General features: G+C 68.5%; 15 protein-coding genes. 10 read left to right on the top strand and 5 right to left on the bottom strand.

Going from position 1 to position 16,699, the window contains the following annotated elements; genetic code table 11:
• The 5 genes from AC07M8_RS11630 (at nucleotide 1) to AC07M8_RS11610 (ending at nucleotide 3,815) form a co-directional block, all read left to right on the top strand.
• Complete coding sequence (locus AC07M8_RS11630; protein WP_495174704.1) at nucleotides 1–705, top strand: biotin--[acetyl-CoA-carboxylase] ligase; 705 nt, start codon at nucleotides 1–3, stop codon at nucleotides 703–705.
• 32 nt (nucleotides 706–737) lie between these two features.
• Nucleotides 738–1,547, top strand: coding sequence for a type III pantothenate kinase (locus tag AC07M8_RS11625; RefSeq protein WP_495174493.1), 810 nt, complete (start codon nucleotides 738–740; stop codon nucleotides 1,545–1,547).
• A 106-nt stretch (nucleotides 1,548–1,653) separates the two neighbouring features.
• Nucleotides 1,654–3,291, top strand: coding sequence for a ribonuclease J (locus AC07M8_RS11620; RefSeq protein ID WP_495174492.1), 1,638 nt, complete (start codon nucleotides 1,654–1,656; stop codon nucleotides 3,289–3,291).
• 7 nt (nucleotides 3,292–3,298) lie between these two features.
• A complete protein-coding gene (locus tag AC07M8_RS11615; RefSeq protein ID WP_495174491.1) occupies nucleotides 3,299–3,565 on the top strand; it encodes a DUF1467 family protein in 267 nt (88 codons plus the stop codon).
• Nucleotides 3,566–3,659: 94 nt separating this feature from the next.
• Entirely contained in the window at nucleotides 3,660–3,815 is a 156-nt protein-coding gene (locus AC07M8_RS11610; protein WP_267393255.1) for a hypothetical protein, read from the top strand.
• Between the two features lie 148 nt (nucleotides 3,816–3,963).
• On the opposite strand, the gene AC07M8_RS11605 is transcribed toward AC07M8_RS11610, so the two are convergent.
• Nucleotides 3,964–6,252 (bottom strand): hypothetical protein, encoded by a 2,289-nt coding sequence (locus tag AC07M8_RS11605; RefSeq protein WP_495174490.1) that lies wholly within the window; start codon nucleotides 6,250–6,252, stop codon nucleotides 3,964–3,966.
• Nucleotides 6,253–6,334: 82 nt separating this feature from the next.
• Between AC07M8_RS11605 and AC07M8_RS11600 the strand changes: the two genes are divergently transcribed.
• Both AC07M8_RS11600 and AC07M8_RS11595 read left to right on the top strand, forming a co-directional pair.
• Nucleotides 6,335–6,625 (top strand): Hpt domain-containing protein, encoded by a 291-nt coding sequence (locus tag AC07M8_RS11600; protein ID WP_495174489.1) that lies wholly within the window; start codon nucleotides 6,335–6,337, stop codon nucleotides 6,623–6,625.
• A 63-nt stretch (nucleotides 6,626–6,688) separates the two neighbouring features.
• Nucleotides 6,689–7,870, top strand: a complete 1,182-nt coding sequence (locus AC07M8_RS11595) for a hypothetical protein (protein ID WP_495174488.1) — start codon at nucleotides 6,689–6,691, stop codon at nucleotides 7,868–7,870.
• 4 nt (nucleotides 7,871–7,874) lie between these two features.
• Here AC07M8_RS11595 and AC07M8_RS11590 read toward each other — a convergent pair whose 3' ends face one another.
• On the bottom strand, nucleotides 7,875–8,429 hold the full coding sequence (locus AC07M8_RS11590) for a hypothetical protein (RefSeq protein ID WP_495174487.1): 555 nt from the start codon (nucleotides 8,427–8,429) through the stop codon (nucleotides 7,875–7,877).
• 334 nt (nucleotides 8,430–8,763) lie between these two features.
• On the opposite strand from AC07M8_RS11590, the gene AC07M8_RS11585 reads away from it, so the two are divergent.
• Nucleotides 8,764–9,864: a hypothetical protein gene (locus AC07M8_RS11585; protein WP_495174486.1), complete on the top strand. Its 1,101-nt coding sequence runs from the start codon at nucleotides 8,764–8,766 to the stop codon at nucleotides 9,862–9,864.
• Nucleotides 9,865–9,866: 2 nt separating this feature from the next.
• Nucleotides 9,867–11,231: a sensor histidine kinase gene (locus tag AC07M8_RS11580; RefSeq protein WP_495174485.1), complete on the top strand. Its 1,365-nt coding sequence runs from the start codon at nucleotides 9,867–9,869 to the stop codon at nucleotides 11,229–11,231.
• Between the two features lie 3 nt (nucleotides 11,232–11,234).
• Here the strand turns inward: AC07M8_RS11580 and AC07M8_RS11575 are convergent, their stop codons facing one another.
• Genes AC07M8_RS11575 through gltX form a run of 3 tightly spaced genes read right to left on the bottom strand, consistent with a single transcriptional unit; the run spans nucleotide 11,235 to nucleotide 14,167 of the window.
• Nucleotides 11,235–11,438 carry a hypothetical protein gene (locus AC07M8_RS11575; RefSeq protein ID WP_495174484.1) on the bottom strand — a complete coding sequence of 68 codons (204 nt, stop codon included), beginning with the start codon at nucleotides 11,436–11,438 and terminating at the stop codon, nucleotides 11,235–11,237.
• A gap of 5 nt (nucleotides 11,439–11,443) precedes the next feature.
• Nucleotides 11,444–12,727, bottom strand: coding sequence for a citrate synthase (locus AC07M8_RS11570; protein WP_495174483.1), 1,284 nt, complete (start codon nucleotides 12,725–12,727; stop codon nucleotides 11,444–11,446).
• A gap of 12 nt (nucleotides 12,728–12,739) precedes the next feature.
• Nucleotides 12,740–14,167, bottom strand: a complete 1,428-nt coding sequence (gene gltX / locus AC07M8_RS11565) for a glutamate--tRNA ligase (protein ID WP_495174703.1) — start codon at nucleotides 14,165–14,167, stop codon at nucleotides 12,740–12,742.
• 292 nt (nucleotides 14,168–14,459) lie between these two features.
• Between gltX and AC07M8_RS11560 the strand changes: the two genes are divergently transcribed.
• Entirely contained in the window at nucleotides 14,460–16,436 is a 1,977-nt protein-coding gene (locus AC07M8_RS11560; protein WP_495174482.1) for a ComEC/Rec2 family competence protein, read from the top strand.
• Nucleotides 16,437–16,699 lie beyond the last annotated feature (263 nt).

Below are 16,699 nucleotides of genomic sequence, written 5' to 3'. Positions count from 1 at the left end.
ATCACCCGGACCGTCGCCGAGACGGGATCGACCAATGCCGACATGCTGCTCCTCGCGCGCGCCGGCGCCGAGGAGGGGCTGTGGCTTCGGGCCGAGCGGCAGACCGCCGGCCGTGGCCGGCAGGGCAGAGCCTGGACCTCGCCGCCGGGAAATATTTCCGCTTCCACGCTGGTGCGCCTGCGCCCCACCGATCCGGCAGCGGCCAGCCTCGCGTTGACCGCGGCGGTCGCGCTGCACGAAGCGGTGGCCGTGTACCTCAACGATGCGGGCGCGGCCGTACTCAAGTGGCCGAACGACCTGCTCGTCGCTGGCGCCAAGCTGTCGGGCATACTGCTCGAGCGCGCCGACGATGCAGTGGTGATCGGGATCGGCGTCAATCTGGCGCATCATCCCGATCTGCCCGACCGTGCGACAACCTGCCTTGCACACCATGGCGCGATGGTCGCGCCCGCTGACTTCATCGAGACCTTGGCGGAATTGGTTGCGCGGTGGCTGGCGCGGTGGCGCAGCGAGGGGCTCGGCCCGATCCGCAACGCTTGGCTCGCTGCGGCCCATCCGGCAGGCACAGCGCTGTCGGCGCGCCTGCCCGATGGCGGGGCCATCGAGGGGCTGTTCGACGGGCTGGACGCCGATGGCGCGCTCATCCTGCGCTTGGCGACAGGGGAGCGGCGTGTCATTCACGCTGCGGACGTGTTCCTGCTGTGAGGACGCCCGGCCCAAGGGAAGGGAACTGATCCATGCTGCTCGCGATCGATGCCGGCAACACCAATGTCGTCTTTGCGCTGGTCGACCCGCAGCGGGGCGCGCGCGAGATCAAGGCACGCTGGCGGATCGCCACCGATCCGCGCCGCACCGCCGATGAATATGCGGTGTGGCTCAGCCAATTGCTGGCGCTGGAGGGCTATGACCGCTCGCAGGTTAGCGCGGTGATCGTCGCCACGGTGGTGCCGCGCGCGCTGCACAACCTCCAGGTGCTCAGCAGCAAATACTTCCGGACCGAGGCGCTGATCGCCGGGCGTGCGCCGGTGGAATGGGGCATCGTCATTGATGTCGACGAGCCTCAGACGTTGGGCGCCGATCGTGCGGTCAACACCATCGCCGCGCACGCGCTGCACCAAGGCGATCTCATCGTCATCGATTTCGGCACCGCGACCACCTTCGATGTCAGTGACTATAGCGGCGCCTACAAAGGCGGTATCATCGCGCCTGGCATCAACCTCTCGCTCGACGCGCTGGTCAGCGCCGCCGCCAAGCTGCCGCGGATCGCGATCGAGGCGCCGGCGACGGATAGCGTGATCGGCCGCAACACCGTCGATCAGATGACGATCGGCATCTACTGGGGCTATATCGCGATGATCGAGGGGCTGGTCGCGCGGATGAAGGCGGAGGTCGGCCGGCCGGTCAAGGTCATCGCCACCGGTGGTCTCGCCACGCTGTTCGAGCGTCACACCGACGTGTTCGACGTGATCGAGCCCGATCTCACCATCCAGGGGCTGGCGATCATGGCCGAGAAGGCCCATATCAACACAAAGATCGCCTCAGCCTGAGGCTTAAATCAGGCTCCCATCTGGCCCATCAATCGGCCGCAGGTCTCGTGCCATGCCCGCACGCGTCCTCAAGCCCGGCATCGGCCGGGACGTAGTAAGGAAATCAATGACTCCCAAGAACGAACTGTTGTTTTGCGCTCTCGGCGGCTCCGGCGAGATCGGCATGAACGTCAACCTGTATGGTCATGCCGGCAAGTGGCTGATGGTCGATTGCGGCATCACCTTCGCCGATGCCGCTTATCCCGGCATCGACGTGATCCTCCCCGATCTCGCTTTTATCGAGGACCGGCTGGACGATCTGGTCGGCATCGTGCTGACCCACGGCCATGAGGATCACATCGGCGCGCTGCCCTATCTCGCCGAAGACCTTGGCGTGCCGCTCTACGCTACCCCTTTCACCGCGGGCCTGATCCGCGGCAAGCTGGAAGAGGAGGGCATCGCCAACCGGGTCAAGCTGCGCATCGTTCAGCCTGGCAAGAAGATCCAGGTGGGTCCGTTCGGCATCGACTTCGTCGAGCTGTCGCACTCGATCCCCGAGCCGAATGCGCTTGTCATCGAGACGCCGGTCGGCCGCGTGTTCCACACCGGCGACTGGAAGCTTGATCCCACCCCAGTGATCGGCAAGCCCTCCAGTCCTGAGCAACTGAGTGCGATCGGCGACAAGGGCATCGACGTGCTGGTCTGCGATTCGACCAATATCTTCAACGCCGAGGCGTCGGGCTCCGAAGCCAGTGTCCGCATCGGCATCGCCAAGGCGGTGGCCAGCGCCAAGGGGCGCGTGCTCGTCACCACCTTCGCCTCCAACGCCGCGCGCCTCCACACGCTCGGCGAAGTTGCGCGCGAGACCGGTCGCAAGCTCTGCGTCACCGGCCGCTCGCTCGATCGGATCCTCAAGGTGGCGCGCGCCACCGGTTATCTCGGCGACTTCCCCGAGACGGTGGACCCGGAGACCGCGATGCGGCTGCCGCGCAACAAGGTGCTGATCGTCGCCACCGGCGGCCAGGGCGAACCGCGTGCCGCGCTCGCCCGCGTCGCCGACGGCAGCCATACCATCAAGCTCGAGCAGGGCGATGCGGTGATCTTCTCGTCCAAGCAGATCCCCGGCAACGAGGTCGCGATCGGCCGCATCCAGAATATCCTCGCCGCCAAGGGCGTGCAGATGATCACCGAGCGCCAGGCGCATGTCCATGTCTCGGGCCATCCTGGGCGGCCTGAGCTTGCCCAAATGTACAAGTGGATGCGCCCCAAGGTGCTGATCCCCGTTCACGGCGAGATGCGCCACATGATGGAGCATGCCCGCTTCGGCTTGTCCGAGGGCATTCCCCAGGCGATCGTCCAGGGCGACGGCGACATCGTCCGCCTGCTCCCGGGCAAGGCCGAGAAGGTCGGCAAGGCCGGCGTCGGCCGCCTGGTGCTCGATGGCGACGTGATCCTGCCGGCGGACGGCTCGACGATCAACGAGCGCCGCAAGCTCGCGCTCAACGGCCAGATCTCGGTCGCGGTCGCGATCGGTCGTGACGGCCGGATGGTCGGCACCCCGCAAGTCCGTGTTCAGGGCGTGCCGGTCGAGGAAGACCGCGCCGCCTTCGTCGAGGATGCGATCGACGCCGCTGCCGAGGCGCTCAAGGGCGGCAAGCGCGAGCTCGACCGCCGCCGCGAGGACGTGCGCCTTGCGGTGCGCAAGATCGCGACGCGCTGGACCGGCAAGAAGCCGATCGTCGATGTGCTGGTGATCCAGGCCTGAGCCGCCCGTGCGCTGGACCTCGATGCTCGCGATCTACGTCCTCTTCTGGGCGTTCTCCGTCTTCCTGGTCCTGCCCTGGGGGGTCCGCACCACCCATGAGGCCGGGGGCGTGATCGTCCCCGGCCAGGCGGACAGCGCGCCACACGAGTTCCGCCTCGGCCGAATCGCCGGGCGGGTGACGATCGTGGCGACGCTGCTGTTTGCACTGTTCCTCGCCAACTACCGCTTCGGCTGGCTCACGCCTGAGATGATCAACGTGCTCGGACCGCGTTAAGCAAACCTTCGGGAACATAGGCTTTCCGGCTGGATCATTGCGGCGAACGTCCGTTCGGCCTACGCGAAGCCTCTCTTATTGATCGACCAAGTCCATGCCACAGACCTATCTCTGCACCCTCGACCTGCTCAACCGTGCGCTCAGCCTGATGGATGCCGCCGGCGTGCCGCTGGTCGCGGCGCAGATCTCCGCAGCGATCGAATCGGTGGAGGCGGAGCTCGCAGGTCAGGCGTTACCCCGGCTGTTCTAAGCAATAGCTGTTCCCCCAGCGAAGGCTGGGGTCTTTCTCGGCTCATGGGCGGCCCTTCTGGTGTGGAGATGTCAGCTTCCGCTGAGATGACGGCCTAATCCTTGCGGCTTCCCGCCACGCTTCACTGCCGCGCGAAAATCCGCTGTTCTCAGCGCAGCCGCTCGATCGCCTGCGCCAGTGCCACGTACAGCTTGCCCATATCCGACGACAGCAAGGTCACCCCCAGCGGCGATCCGTCGCGCTCGGCGAGGATGCCGCGCAGCATGCCCTCGAAATCGTGGATGTAGCGGTTGACCGCGTCGCGGAACGCCGCGTCGTCGTCATACAGATCGGCGATCTCACGTGCGTCGCCCGGCTCTAGGATGCGCACCGCGCGGCGGGTGAAGACGCCGCGATCGCCCTTGAGATACGCGGCCCAAGCGCTGTCCGACACGTCGGGCGCCAGCGCCCGGGTGATGTCGATCGCCGCCGAGTTGAGCGCCTCGATCAACAGCGAGGCACGGCGCGCGAAGCTGTCGTTCGCCGCTTCCTCGCGCTCGGCGCGCGCGTCTACCATGCGTGCTTCCACCGTCGCGGTCTGGGCGACGATCGCCTGAACCTGGCGAGCGAGCTGCTCGGTGGCGCGGGTCGCGGCCTCCACCGCGTCGCCGGTCGCCTCCTCGATCGCGCGCACCTGGCGCGTCACCGTGTCGGTGGTGGCGCGGCGCATCGCCTCGCCGGTCGCTGCTTCCATCGCTTCGGCAGCCTCGGGGATGACGCTGGCGAGCGTCTCGCGCGCCTGGTCCGCGGCGATATTGGCCGATTCGCGCACGCGCAGCAGCGCATCCACCAGCCGCGGCGCGGCATCATCGGCGAACTGGTGGGTGCGACCGATCGCCTCCTCCACCATCATGCCGAGCGCATCGGCCTTGGCTCGGCCATCGCTCAGCGTCTGTATCAGGCCACCGGACAGCTGGTCGAGCGTACGACGCTGCTCCGCTATCACCCCGGCTATCGCCTCGATCGCGTCGTGGGTGCTCTCCGCCGCGGTGACCAGCGCCAGCAGCTCGGGCTTGGCCTGTACCACCACCTGCTGGCTGGCACCGATCTTGGCGTCGAGCCGCGCAAGGGCGTCGGGCAGGGTTTCGTCGATCTCGCGCGCCGCGGCGTCCAGCGCGATCAGGAGTGACTCGGTGGTGCTGATGGTGCGGCTGGCGACATCCTGGCCGGTCCGCAGCGCCTCGGTCATCGCATCGGCCGAACCGCCGAGCGCGCTGATCGAGGCAGCGAGCATCTGCGAGCGGTGGGTGCCCTCGCTGTGCAAAACGTCGAGCCGGGTCTCCACCCGCCCGATCCCCTCGTCGAGCCCGGTCAGCAGCGCGTCGCTCGCATGATATTGCTCGCCGAGCCGCGCGGTGACGCGGTCGATCACGTCCTCGATCCCCGCGATCCGCTCAGCCATCGCTTCGGCGCTGTCGCGGGCGGCATGGTCGAGCGCGGCCTGGTTGGCGCGCAGCATTGCCAGCATAGCATCGCCCTGGATGGCGATCGCCTTGCGCGATTCGTCCACCGCCTCGGCGGTGCGGCCGAGCAGCGCATCAACCTCGCCCGACATCGCCCCGGTGACCGCCTCCAGCCGCTCGCCGGCGGTCTCGCTGGTCGCTTCCATCCGCACGATATGCGCGGCAAGCTTCTGCGCCGCACCGCCGGCCACGTAATCCGCCTCGCGCCCGCGATCGGCGAGCGCAAGCAATTGGGCATCGAGGCCCGCGGCCTGTTCGCTCGCGGCGAGGCCGGTCGCCTCGAGCAAGCGCTGCATCTCGGCGGTTTCGGCGACGGCACGCGGCAGCGAGGCAAGCAGCACGCCGAGGCTCGCCTGCGCGTCGCCTGCGGCTCGCGACAATCCTTGCGCATGCTCATCGGCCTGGCTGATCTCCACGGCCATGCTGCGTCCGATCGCGGCGACCCGCTCGTTCGCGGTGTCGCCCATCGCCATCAGGGCACCGATCTGCTCGGCGACCGCCTGGCGATTGTCGTCCAGCGAGCGCGAGATGCCGGCGACGGCGCGTTCCAGATTGGCGGCCTCGGCGCGCATCGCTTGCGCCGTCCGGCCGAAGCGCAGCGCCTCCGCGCGACTGGTGCGCTGCGTCAGCAGGTAAACGATCCCGACCAGCGCCGGGATCACCGCGAGCGCGGCGATGAATTCGACGAGCGCCACCGGTGGCAAACCGGCCAGCGCATCGCGCGCAACCCACAGCATGCCGCCGATCCAGGCGAGGCACACGATCAGCGCCGCGGCCGGTGCCAGCCAGCTCAGGCCCTGGGGTTCGGGTTCATCGTCCCACGGCATGCTGTTCTCGCGCGATTCGTTGATGATGTGCCTGAGGCTCGGCTCGTGCGGCCGCTCGCTCTGATGGGCCTCGCCCCGCATGTCGACGATCATGGAACCCCCGTTCATGCCCCGAACCTACCCGGCTTTGCCGTAACGACAAAGCCCCCACGCAACACTTGCTTAAGCAGACCGCTTTTACACGGGCGGTATGGCCTATGATCCCGGAGCAATAGACGCGAATCTGGCAGCCGCCGTCGGTGACGAGCCCGGGCTGATCGCCGAGCTGCGGCTGGCCTTCGTCGAGAGCACGCAGCGTGCCGTCGACGCTATGGCGCGCGCCGAGAACCGTGATGCCTGGCGCGACGCCGCCTCGCGGCTGCGCGGGCTCGCCGCGAGCTTCGGCGCGGTGCGGCTGATGGCGCTGGCGATGCAGGCCGCCGACCTGCCGATGGATCGGCCTATGCTCACCAAGCTTCGCCGGGCGATCGAGCGGCTCTGAACGCCGTCCGTTGGCGGACGGAACGGGTTTGCATCACGGGCGCTACCCCGTAACAGCGGCCGGATGCTTGCCGGCCTCCTCTTTGCCATTCACGATGCGGACGATCGGCCGGCGATGCTCACCGCGACGCTGCCGTTCGGCGGCGTCACGCTGATCGAATATCAGGCGCGGCTGCTGATCGGCGCGGGCGCGTCGCAACTCGTCATCGTGGTGTCGCGGCTCACCCCCGAATTGCTCGGCGCGATCAACCGCATCGGCCGGCGCGGGGTCGCGGTGGATACGGTGAGATCCGCTGCCGAGGCGCATGAGAAGCTGCATCCGCTGGCCAAGCTGGTGATGCTCGCCGACGGCCTCACCACCTCGCTCGAGGTGGTGACGGTGATGGCGCGCGAGGGCAATGACGCCTTGCTGGTGTTGCCCGAGCAGGAGGCAGGATCGATCTACGAGCGGGTGGGCGGGAACACCAGCTGGGCCGGCGTCGCCCGGCTCGATCCGCGCCGCATCGCCGAACTGGCCGCGCTGCCGCGTGATTATGACATGCAATCAACCTTGGTCCGGCTCGCCTCGCAGGCACGCGCCGTCCACATCATGCTGCCCGACAGCGCCGTGGCAGGCGGCCATGGCATCGGGCACGGCGCCGCGATGCTGGAGGGGCGCAGCCGATCGGTGATGGCGGCGATGGTGTCCGGCCGCAACGGCTGGTTCGAGCGGTTCGTCACCGCCCCGCTGGCGCGCGCGGTGATCCCGCTGCTGGTGCCGCGCGCGGTGCCGACGCTGGCGATTGGCGCAGCCGCCGGCGGTGTCGGGCTGGTCGGCATGCTTCTCCTTGCTTTCTCCTTCCCGGTGGCGGGGTTGCTGCTCACGCTGCTGGGATCGATCGGCTTCACGCTCGGCGCGATGCTGGGCGATCTGCGCGATGAGCCAGGGCCGTCCGCCACGCTGCGTGTTGCCGAGGTGGTCCTGCCCGCGATCGCAGCCTTGAATTATGGTCATAGCGAGGCGCAACGGGTTGGCGATACGGTGCCGACCTTGCTCGCGCTCGTCCTGGTTGCGGTTGGAATGCTGGGTGAGCGTGCGCTCGGCGATGTGCCGCGACGGTCGTGGTGGGGCAGCGCCATTGCCTACCTCCTCCTGCTATGGCTCGGGGCGTTGCTGTTCGCACCTTACCTCGGCCTGGGGGCAGCGTGCGCCTACGCCACGACCACGCTGTACGCGGCGATCGAGCGCCTTCGTAGCCGCCGCTGAACCGTCATCTCGTGGGCTTGCTCGCGAGGCGGCTTAATTCGGCGTCATTAAGCTCGATCGTTCGCCTGCGATCCTCGATCAACGCAAGCCTGAGTGCCTCGCCCTGCAAGGGCTTGGCGATCCACGGCGAACCGGCCGGACGAGGAGAACCTGCTTCGGCATTCGTCTCGGGTGTCGCCACTCGGGCCGGCGTGATGGTCGCACGCCGCTTGGCGTGGCGAAGCGTCGGCACGCTGGCCGGATTTGTGAGGCGCGACGTCTCGGCAAGTTCGCTCGGTCGCTGCGCCGGCGGGGCAGGGTGGAATACCGGCACGGCCTGGTCGATGGCTGCAGGGGAAACGGCCCGGGGTTCGGCGCGATGTCGCAGGCCCGCACCCAGCATCAGCGCACCCGCAACGGCACCGGCCAACGCCGCTGCGATCGTCACCTTGGCCGCGCGATCCTGCAGCACCGTACGCCGGTTGCGGCGAAAGTTGGCCTGAACCCGCTCGCGCTCGTGCCGTTCGGCCGCGGCGGCGTGCGCCGGAGTAGGGTATTTGGCGTCGAATTGGTCGAACATCGCTCCCTCATTCGGCTCCTGACGCCATGAAGTAACGCTTGGCGGGGGAAAAAGATGACAGATGCAGCGCCGCCCGCTGATTACTCCCCGCATTGACCCGATGGGACCGGCGCCGCAAGTGTTCCTGACAGGGACAGTTTTCCATCAAACCGTCCCCGTGAAGCTCAGTTCCCGCTTGTGCCAACCGGCCCGCTTGGCCGATGGTAGCCGCTCGATCATCGGCGTCGCAGGCGTGCGCCAAGGGGAAGACACGTGGAAGACGGCGGATTTTCGGGCCTGTCGGTGCGCCGACGGTTAGTCTCGCCTTAACGACGGCCGGGCTAGGAACGAGATCATGTCGGCCGGACCACCTCCGCTGGATCGCGCCTCTCTCGATGCGCGGCTTGCCGCCGCGCGTGGCGCGGCCGGTCGGGCGGCGACGCGGCTGACGGGAACGATCGCCGACTTCTTCCTTGCCGACGATGCCCGGCTCGACGAGCGCACCCGCCACGCGGTGGCGGCGGTGCTCGCCGCGACCGTGGGCGCGGTCGAGACCGATATTCGCCGCCACGCCGCGCGGATCCTCGCCGGTCGCGGTGCCGATGCCCGCGCCGAGGCGCTGCTCCAGAACCATGACGAGGTCGTGCGCCGGCTGGCGCGCGCCGGGCTGCTCCGTGACCGTCGGTTGATGGACGAGCTGCTCGCCAGGGTGCGCGCGGATCTCATCGCCGAGGCGCTGCCGATCCATCATGCTGTCGTTGACCGACCGAGCCTGCTGATCCGCCTCGCCGATGTCGACGACAGCATCGTCGCCGCGGCGGCGCGGGCGTTGCTTGCCGCCGAGGCGCGGCGCCGGTCTGCCAGCGACAACGGCACGCCGGGAGTGGGGGATCTCACCGCCGAGCGCCATCACCAACTGGTCTGGTGGTCGGCCGCCTGCATTCGCGAGGCGTCCGCTGCCGCGATCGGCGAGGATGCGGCGGTGGATCGTGCGATTGTTGAGGCAGCGCATCGCAGCCTCGGCGCGCATGACGAGGGCGCACGGGTCGAAGCGGTGGCGATGCGGCTGGCGGCCGCAATCGATGCCCGTGCCGACGAACTCGGCCCGCTGTTGCTTGAAGCGCTTGCCGATCGGCGACTGCTGTTGTTCATCGCCGTGCTCGGCCGTGCCATCGACCTCGAATTCGACGTCGCACGCGAGATCCTGCTTGAACCCGAGGGCGATCGGCTGTGGCTGGCGCTTCGCGCCGCCGCGCTTGATCGAGCGACCATCGCTCAGATCGCGCTGGCGCTCGCCGACGCCGATCCGCGCCGCAACATCGAGCAGTTCGCCGACGAAATCGATGCTATCGCGGCGGTTCCGGTCGAGGCCGCCCGCTCGTCACTGGCACCGCTCACGCTCCATCACGATCTTCGCGCGGCGATCGACGCCCTGACCCGGGAAAGCAATTGGTGAAGATGGACGGATTGCCTGACGTGCCCGTGTCGCACGCGATGATCGATGCGGAGGGGCGCGTCACCACCGCCGACCCGGCACTGGAGGCGCTGAACGAGCGTGCCGGGGGAATGATCGGTGCGCCGCTTGCCGTTCCGGCGCTGGCGACGATTGCGCGGCTGGCCCGTCGCCTGGGCATCATCGTCTCGCGCGGGGTGACGATCGCCGATGTCGACGCGGATCTCGATCTGTGGGTCCGCGCCCAGCCTGATGGCGACAGCGTCCGCCTCGCGATCAGCGGCTGGCGCGAGCTCAGGGTGGCGGCGCCGTCACCCGCCACCGAGCGTGCGCACGAGCGGGGCGACGGCGAGCTGCGCTGGGAAACCGATGCAGCGTTGCTGCTGACCTTCGTCTCGATCGATGCCGCGCGCCAGCTCGGCATCGATGCGCTGGAGCTGCTCGGCAAGCCGCTTACCGCGCTGGTATCGCTCGCCGAACATGGTGACGGCACGCTGCCGCTGCTCGACGCGGTCGCCCGCCGCAAGCCGCTGGCCGAGCAGCGGGCGCGGCTGCGCGGCAGCGACCGCGCGGTGATCCTCGCTGCGGCGGTCCGTCGTGATACCATGGGGGACTTCGCCGGCTTTGTCGGCACCGCGCGCATCGAAACCGATGCCGCTGCCGCCGCGCCGCGGTCGCCGGCGATCTCGCCCGCTTTTACCCAAGGCCTCGACAAAGCATTGCGCACGCCGCTGGCGCGGATCGTCGCGCATGCCGATACGATCAACGCCGCCGCCGAAGGCCCGGTGCAGCAGGATTATGTCGATTACGCTTCCGACATCGCCAACGCCGGACGCCATCTGCTCGGCCTCGTCGACGATCTCGTCGATCTCCAGGCGGTCGAGCGCCCCGACTTCGCGCTAGTCGCCGAGCCAATCGATCTCGCCGATGTCGCTCGCCGGGCAGCCGGACTGCTCGTGGTGCGCGCCGACGATGCTGGGGTCGCGATCGCCAAGCCACTCGCCACGATCAAGGTGCCGGCGCTCGGCGACTTCCGCCGGACGCTGCAGATCCTGGTTAATTTGATCGGTAATGCGGTGCGCTATTCGCCGGGCGGCAGCGTCGTCGCGATCACCGCCGGTCATATCGGCACCGTGGCCGAGGTCGTTGTCGCCGATCAGGGTAAGGGCATCGCCGTCGAAGACCAGGCGCGCATCTTCGACAAGTTCGAGCGGGTCGATACCACCGAGTCGGGCGGCAACGGCCTCGGCCTCTATATCGCGCGGCGCCTGGCACGAGCGATGGGCGGCGAGCTGACGGTCGAGAGCAGGCCAGGCGAGGGTGCTCAATTCACCCTGACGCTGCCGATCGACCATTCGGCCGGGGGCTGAGCGTCAGCGGCGCAGCCGCCGCCCGACCAGGATCATCAGCAGGCCTAGCACGGCGAGCGCCGCGCCGCGGTCCGCCCACGGCCGCTGGTCGAGCATGAAGCTCGATTGCGGCCAATGGACGTAGCCCAGCCCCTGGCCGATCCACAGCAGCCCCATCAGCGTGCACAGCACGCCGACGGCGAGGATGATCGGGCGGAGCCGGGCCACGGGTCTCAACGCTCGCCGAGTGGGGTGTACGACCGCTGGGTCGGGCCGTTGTACAGCTGGCGCGGACGGCCGATCTTCTGATCGGGATCGGTGATCATCTCGTTCCACTGCGCCACCCAGCCGACGGTACGGGCAAGCGCGAACAGCACGGTAAACATCGAGGTCGGGAAGCCGATCGCCGAAAGGATCACGCCCGAGTAGAAGTCGACGTTCGGGAACAGCTTCTTCTCGATAAAGTAATCGTCGCTGAGCGCCAGCTCCTCGAGCCGCAGCGCGGTATCGAACAGCGGATCGTTGACCTTGAGCGCATCGAACACCTCGCGCACCGTCTTCTGCATCACCGTCGCGCGCGGGTCGTAGTTCTTGTACACGCGATGGCCGAAGCCCATCAGGCGGAACGGATCGTTCTTGTCCTTGGCGCGGGCGATGAACTCGGGGATGCGCTCGGGCGTGCCGATCTCGCGCAGCATGTTGAGCGCCGCCTCGTTTGCGCCACCATGCGCCGGACCCCACAGGCAGGCGATGCCGGCGGCGATGCACGCGAACGGGTTGGCGCCCGACGACCCGGCGAGGCGCACGGTCGAGGTCGAGGCATTCTGCTCGTGATCGGCGTGAAGGATGAAGATCCGGTCCATCGCCTTTTCGACCGCCGGGTTCACCTCATAGGGCTCGGCCGGCACGCCGAAGGTCATGCGCAGGAAGTTGCCGGTGTAGCTCAGCGAATTGTCGGGGTAGAGGAACGGCTGCCCGACGCTGTACTTGTAAGCCATCGCCGCGATCGTCGGCATCTTGGCGATCAGGCGATGCGAAGCGATCGTACGCTGCACCGGATCGTGGATGTCGGTCGAGTCATGGTAGAAGGCCGAGAGCGCGCCGACCACGCCGCACAGGATTGCCATCGGATGCGCATCGCGACGGAAGCCGCGGAAGAAGGTCGCGAGCTGCTCGTGCACCATAGTGTGGCGCGTGATTGTGCGGTTGAAGGTGGTGAGCTCGCCCTGGTTGGGCAGCTCGCCGTTGAGCAGCAGGTACGCCACTTCCATGAAGCTCGACTCTTCGGCGAGCTCGCCAATCGGATAGCCGCGGTGCAGCAGCACGCCCTCGTCGCCATCGATATAGGTCAGCTTCGACTGGCACGAGGCGGTCGAGGTGAAGCCCGGATCGTAGGTGAAGGCGCCGGTCTGCGCATACAGCTTGCGGATGTCGACGACGTCGGGACCGACGCTCCCCGACATGACCGGGTAGTCGAAATCCTTGCCGTCCAGGGAAAGCTTGGCAGCGTCGGTCATGGGTCGTCCTTCCTAGCGATTCGTGGTCTGGTCCGCGATGCGGCCGAGGCTTTCCTCTTTTCCCAGCAGCGCGAGCACGTCGAAGATGCCGGGCGAGGTCTTGCGCCCGGTGAGAGCGGCGCGGAGCGGCTGTGCGACCTGGCCGAGCTTGACGCCCTCTGCCTCGGACACCTGCCGAACCGCTGCTTCGGTGGCCTCCTGATCCCACTGCTGCACCGCGTCAAGTGCGGCATGAAGCTTGACCAAAAGCGCGCGCGCGTCGTCGGTTAACAGCGCTGCTGCGGCATCGTCCATCGCCAGCGGGCGCTGGGCGAAGAGGAAGCCGGCGCCGGCGGCCAGCTCGTTGAGATTGGCCGCCCGCGCCTTGAGCACCGGCATCGCCTGCTCCAGCAACGAAACATCACCATAGTGACCGATCGGCGCAATCAGTGTCGCGAGCCGCGCGTCGTCCGCCTCGCGGATATAGTGGCCGTTGAGATGCTCGAGCTTCTTGAGATCGAACCGCGACGGGCTCTTGCCGACGCCCGACAGGTCGAACCATTCGACCGCCTGGGCGCGGCTGATGATCTCGTCGTCGCCATGGCCCCAGCCGAGCCGCAGCAGGTAGTTGTCGAACGCTTCCGGCAGGATGCCGAGCTCGTCGCGATAGGCCTCGATCCCCACCGCGCCATGGCGCTTGGAGAGCTTGGCGCCGTCGGTGCCGTGGATCAGCGGGATGTGGGCATAAACCGGGTCCGGCCATCCGCCTTCGATCGCGTCCATCGCGCGGTAGATCGGCAGCTGCCGGAACGCATTGTTGAGATGATCGTCGCCGCGGATCACGTGGGTCACGCCCATGTCGTGGTCGTCGACCACCACGGCGAGCATATAGGTCGGCGTACCGTCGGAGCGCAGCAGCACCATGTCGTCCAGTTCGGCGTTCTGCACGGTGACAGCGCCCTGCACCTGGTCCTGGATCGTCACCGCGCCCTCGCGTGGTGCCTTGAGGCGGACGACGAATGGCGCGCCCTCCTGCGCCTCAGCGGCATCGCGATCGCGCCACGGCGAGCGGATCCTCACCGGCTTCTTGGCGGCCTGTGCCGCCTCGCGCTGCGCGGCGATCTCGTCGGCGGTCATGTAGCAGCGATAGGCATAGCCGGCCGCGACCATCTGGTGAGCGACCGCGGCATGGCGATCGGCGCGGGCGAACTGGAACACGGCGTCGCCATCCCAGTCGATCCCCAGCCACGTCAGCCCGGCAAGGATCGCGTCGATCGCCGGCTGGGTGGAGCGCACCCGGTCGGTATCCTCGATCCGCAACAGGAAGGTGCCGCCGTGGTGACGCGCGTACAGCCAGTTGAACAAGGCGGTGCGCGCGCCGCCGAGATGAAGATAGCCGGTCGGCGAGGGGGCAAAGCGCGTGACGATGCGCGCGCCGCCGCCCGAAACGGGGGCATCGATGTCGCCGGACGTTGCCGGTGCGTTTTCAACTATTGCGCTCAACCGCGCCTGCTCCCAATCTTCGCTGGTGATGGCCAAGTCAGCCGTGGCGGCCCCTAGCACGCGCCCCTGGCGCCTTCAAACGCCGTGGCGGCCCTCATGGTCCCGCGCTGCGACATCTGCGTCGCTCGAAGCCTGGCTCGAAGCCGAGCGTGATCAGCTGATCCTCTGGCTGCCGGTCGCGCTCGGAATCGGGATCGGCCTGTGGTTCGTCCTTCCGAGCCCGGCTGCCTGGCGGCAGGCGATCGCGACGATGACGGCGGTCGGGCTCGGCGGGCTGGCAATCGGGCGCCATGGTCGCGCGGCACGGGCACTCGCGGTCGCGGCGTTGACCGTCGCGCTTGGCATCGGGCTGGTCTGGTGGCGCGCCGATCGCGTGGCGGCGCCGGTGCTCGCCCGCCCGGTGATCGCCACCTTCACGGCCAAGGTCCTCGGTATCGAGCCGCTCGCCGCGCGCGAGCTCGTCCGGTTGACCCTGGCCCCGGCGGCGGACGCCTCGCTGCCGCCTCGCCTCCGCGTCAATCTTGCCGCGGCCGACGTACCGGGCGGCCTTGCTCCCAAGGCCGTGATCAGCCTCCAGGCGCGGCTGATGCCGCCGCCCGCGGCGGCGGTGCCCGGTGCCTATGATTATGCCCGTGTCGCCTGGTTCGCGGGGATCGGGGCCACCGGCCGCGGCTTTGCGCCAGTCAGGGTGATCACCCCCGGTGGTTCCGGGTCGGGACTGCGCGCCGCGCTGACCCGTCACATCACGGCGCAGCTACCCGGCAGCGCCGGTGGGATCGCGGCGGCGCTCGCCACCGGCGACGAAGGCTCGATCGCGACCGATGATGCCGATGCAATGCGGCGGGCGGGGCTTGCCCATCTGCTGTCGGTCAGCGGTCTCCACATCACCGCCGCGGTCGCCGCCACCATGTTGCTCGTCACCCGGTTACTGGCGCTGTTTCCTATTATGGCCTTGCGGGTCCGCCTGCCGGTGGTGGCGGGCGTCGCCGGCGCGCTTGCGGCGATTGGCTACACCCTGCTGACCGGCAGCCAGGTGCCGACGATCCGCTCCTGCGTCGCCGCGCTGCTGGTGCTGGTGGCGCTGGCGCTCGGCCGAGAAGCGATGACGCTGCGGCTGCTCGCCATGGGGGCGCTGGTGGTCCTGCTGCTGTGGCCCGAGGCGCTGGTGGGGCCGAGCTTCCAGCTATCCTTCACCGCCATCGCCGCGATCGTCGCGCTGCACGAGCATCCATGGGTGATGGCGCAGGTTGCCGCGCGTGAGGAGGGCAGGGCGCGCGCGCTGGCGCGCAGCACCGCCTCGCTGCTCGTCACCGGGCTTGCCGTCGAGCTCGCGCTGATGCCAATCGCCGTGTTCCACTTCCACAAGGCCGGCCTGTATGGCGCGCTGGCCAATATCGTCGCCATCCCGCTGACTACCTTCGTGATCATGCCGCTGGAGGCGCTGGCACTGTTTGCCGATCTCGCGGGGGGCGGCGCGCCGCTGTGGTGGCTTGCCGAAGGTGCGCTGCAGGCTCTGCTGTGGATCGCGCGCACCGTCGCCGCAGCGCCAGGCGCCGCGGTCGCGTTGCCGGCGATGCCCGATGCCGCCTTCGGGTTGATGATCGGCGGCGGCTTGTGGCTGATGCTGTGGCGCACCCGCTGGCGGGCGCTCGGGCTGGCCCCGCTTGCCGCCGGCGCGCTCTGGGCGCTCACCACCCCGGCGCCGGACCTGCTCGTTACTGGCGACGGGCGTCATCTGGCGATCCGCACCCCCGCGGGGCTGGCGCTGCTCCGCGATCGCGCCGGCGATTACACCCGCAGCATGCTCGCCGAGAATGGCGGCGTCGATGGCGAGCCGCTGCTGCTCGCCGACCAGCCCGCGGCACGCTGCAGCCGTGATCTGTGCATCACCGATGCCCATCGCGGCGCCCTGAGCTGGCGGATCATGGCAACCCGCAGTGCCTATCCCGTGCCAACCGAGGATCTGAGCGTCGCCTGTGCCGGCGCCGATATCGTCGTCAGCGAGCGCTGGCTGCCGCGCCGCTGCACGCCGCGCTGGCTGCGGCTCGACAAGCCAGTGCTGGCGCGGACGGGCGGCGTCGCGGTAACGCTGGTAACCGGAAAAGTGGCAACGGTCCGCATGCGTGGCGACCGCCACCCCTGGCTTGTGGCGCCGACCATTGCGCCAGCGCGTCCGAACTATGAATTCTGGCCCCGCCGCCGCTCGTCGCCACCTCGTCCACGGTGACCACGACTGCCGCCCGGATACCCCGATCATCCTGAACCTGTTCCAGGATCCATGGTCAGAGCTGTTCGCGAGCGTGCGGCACGCGTCGGCCATAGATGCTGCAACAAGCTCAGGATGAAGAACAGGGTAAAGAGGTGGTTGGCCGCGCACTTACCCCATCGTGTCAGCCTCGGCACACTAGAGAGATAGCAGCATTAGCGACGATCAGGGCTCAAGAGACACCGGGCACCAAGCCTGCCGCTCCGTCACCCCACTACATCAAC

The organism is Sphingomonas sp. GW821-FHT09E03 (assembly GCF_059416225.1).
This window is presented reverse-complemented; position numbering and strand designations above follow the sequence as displayed.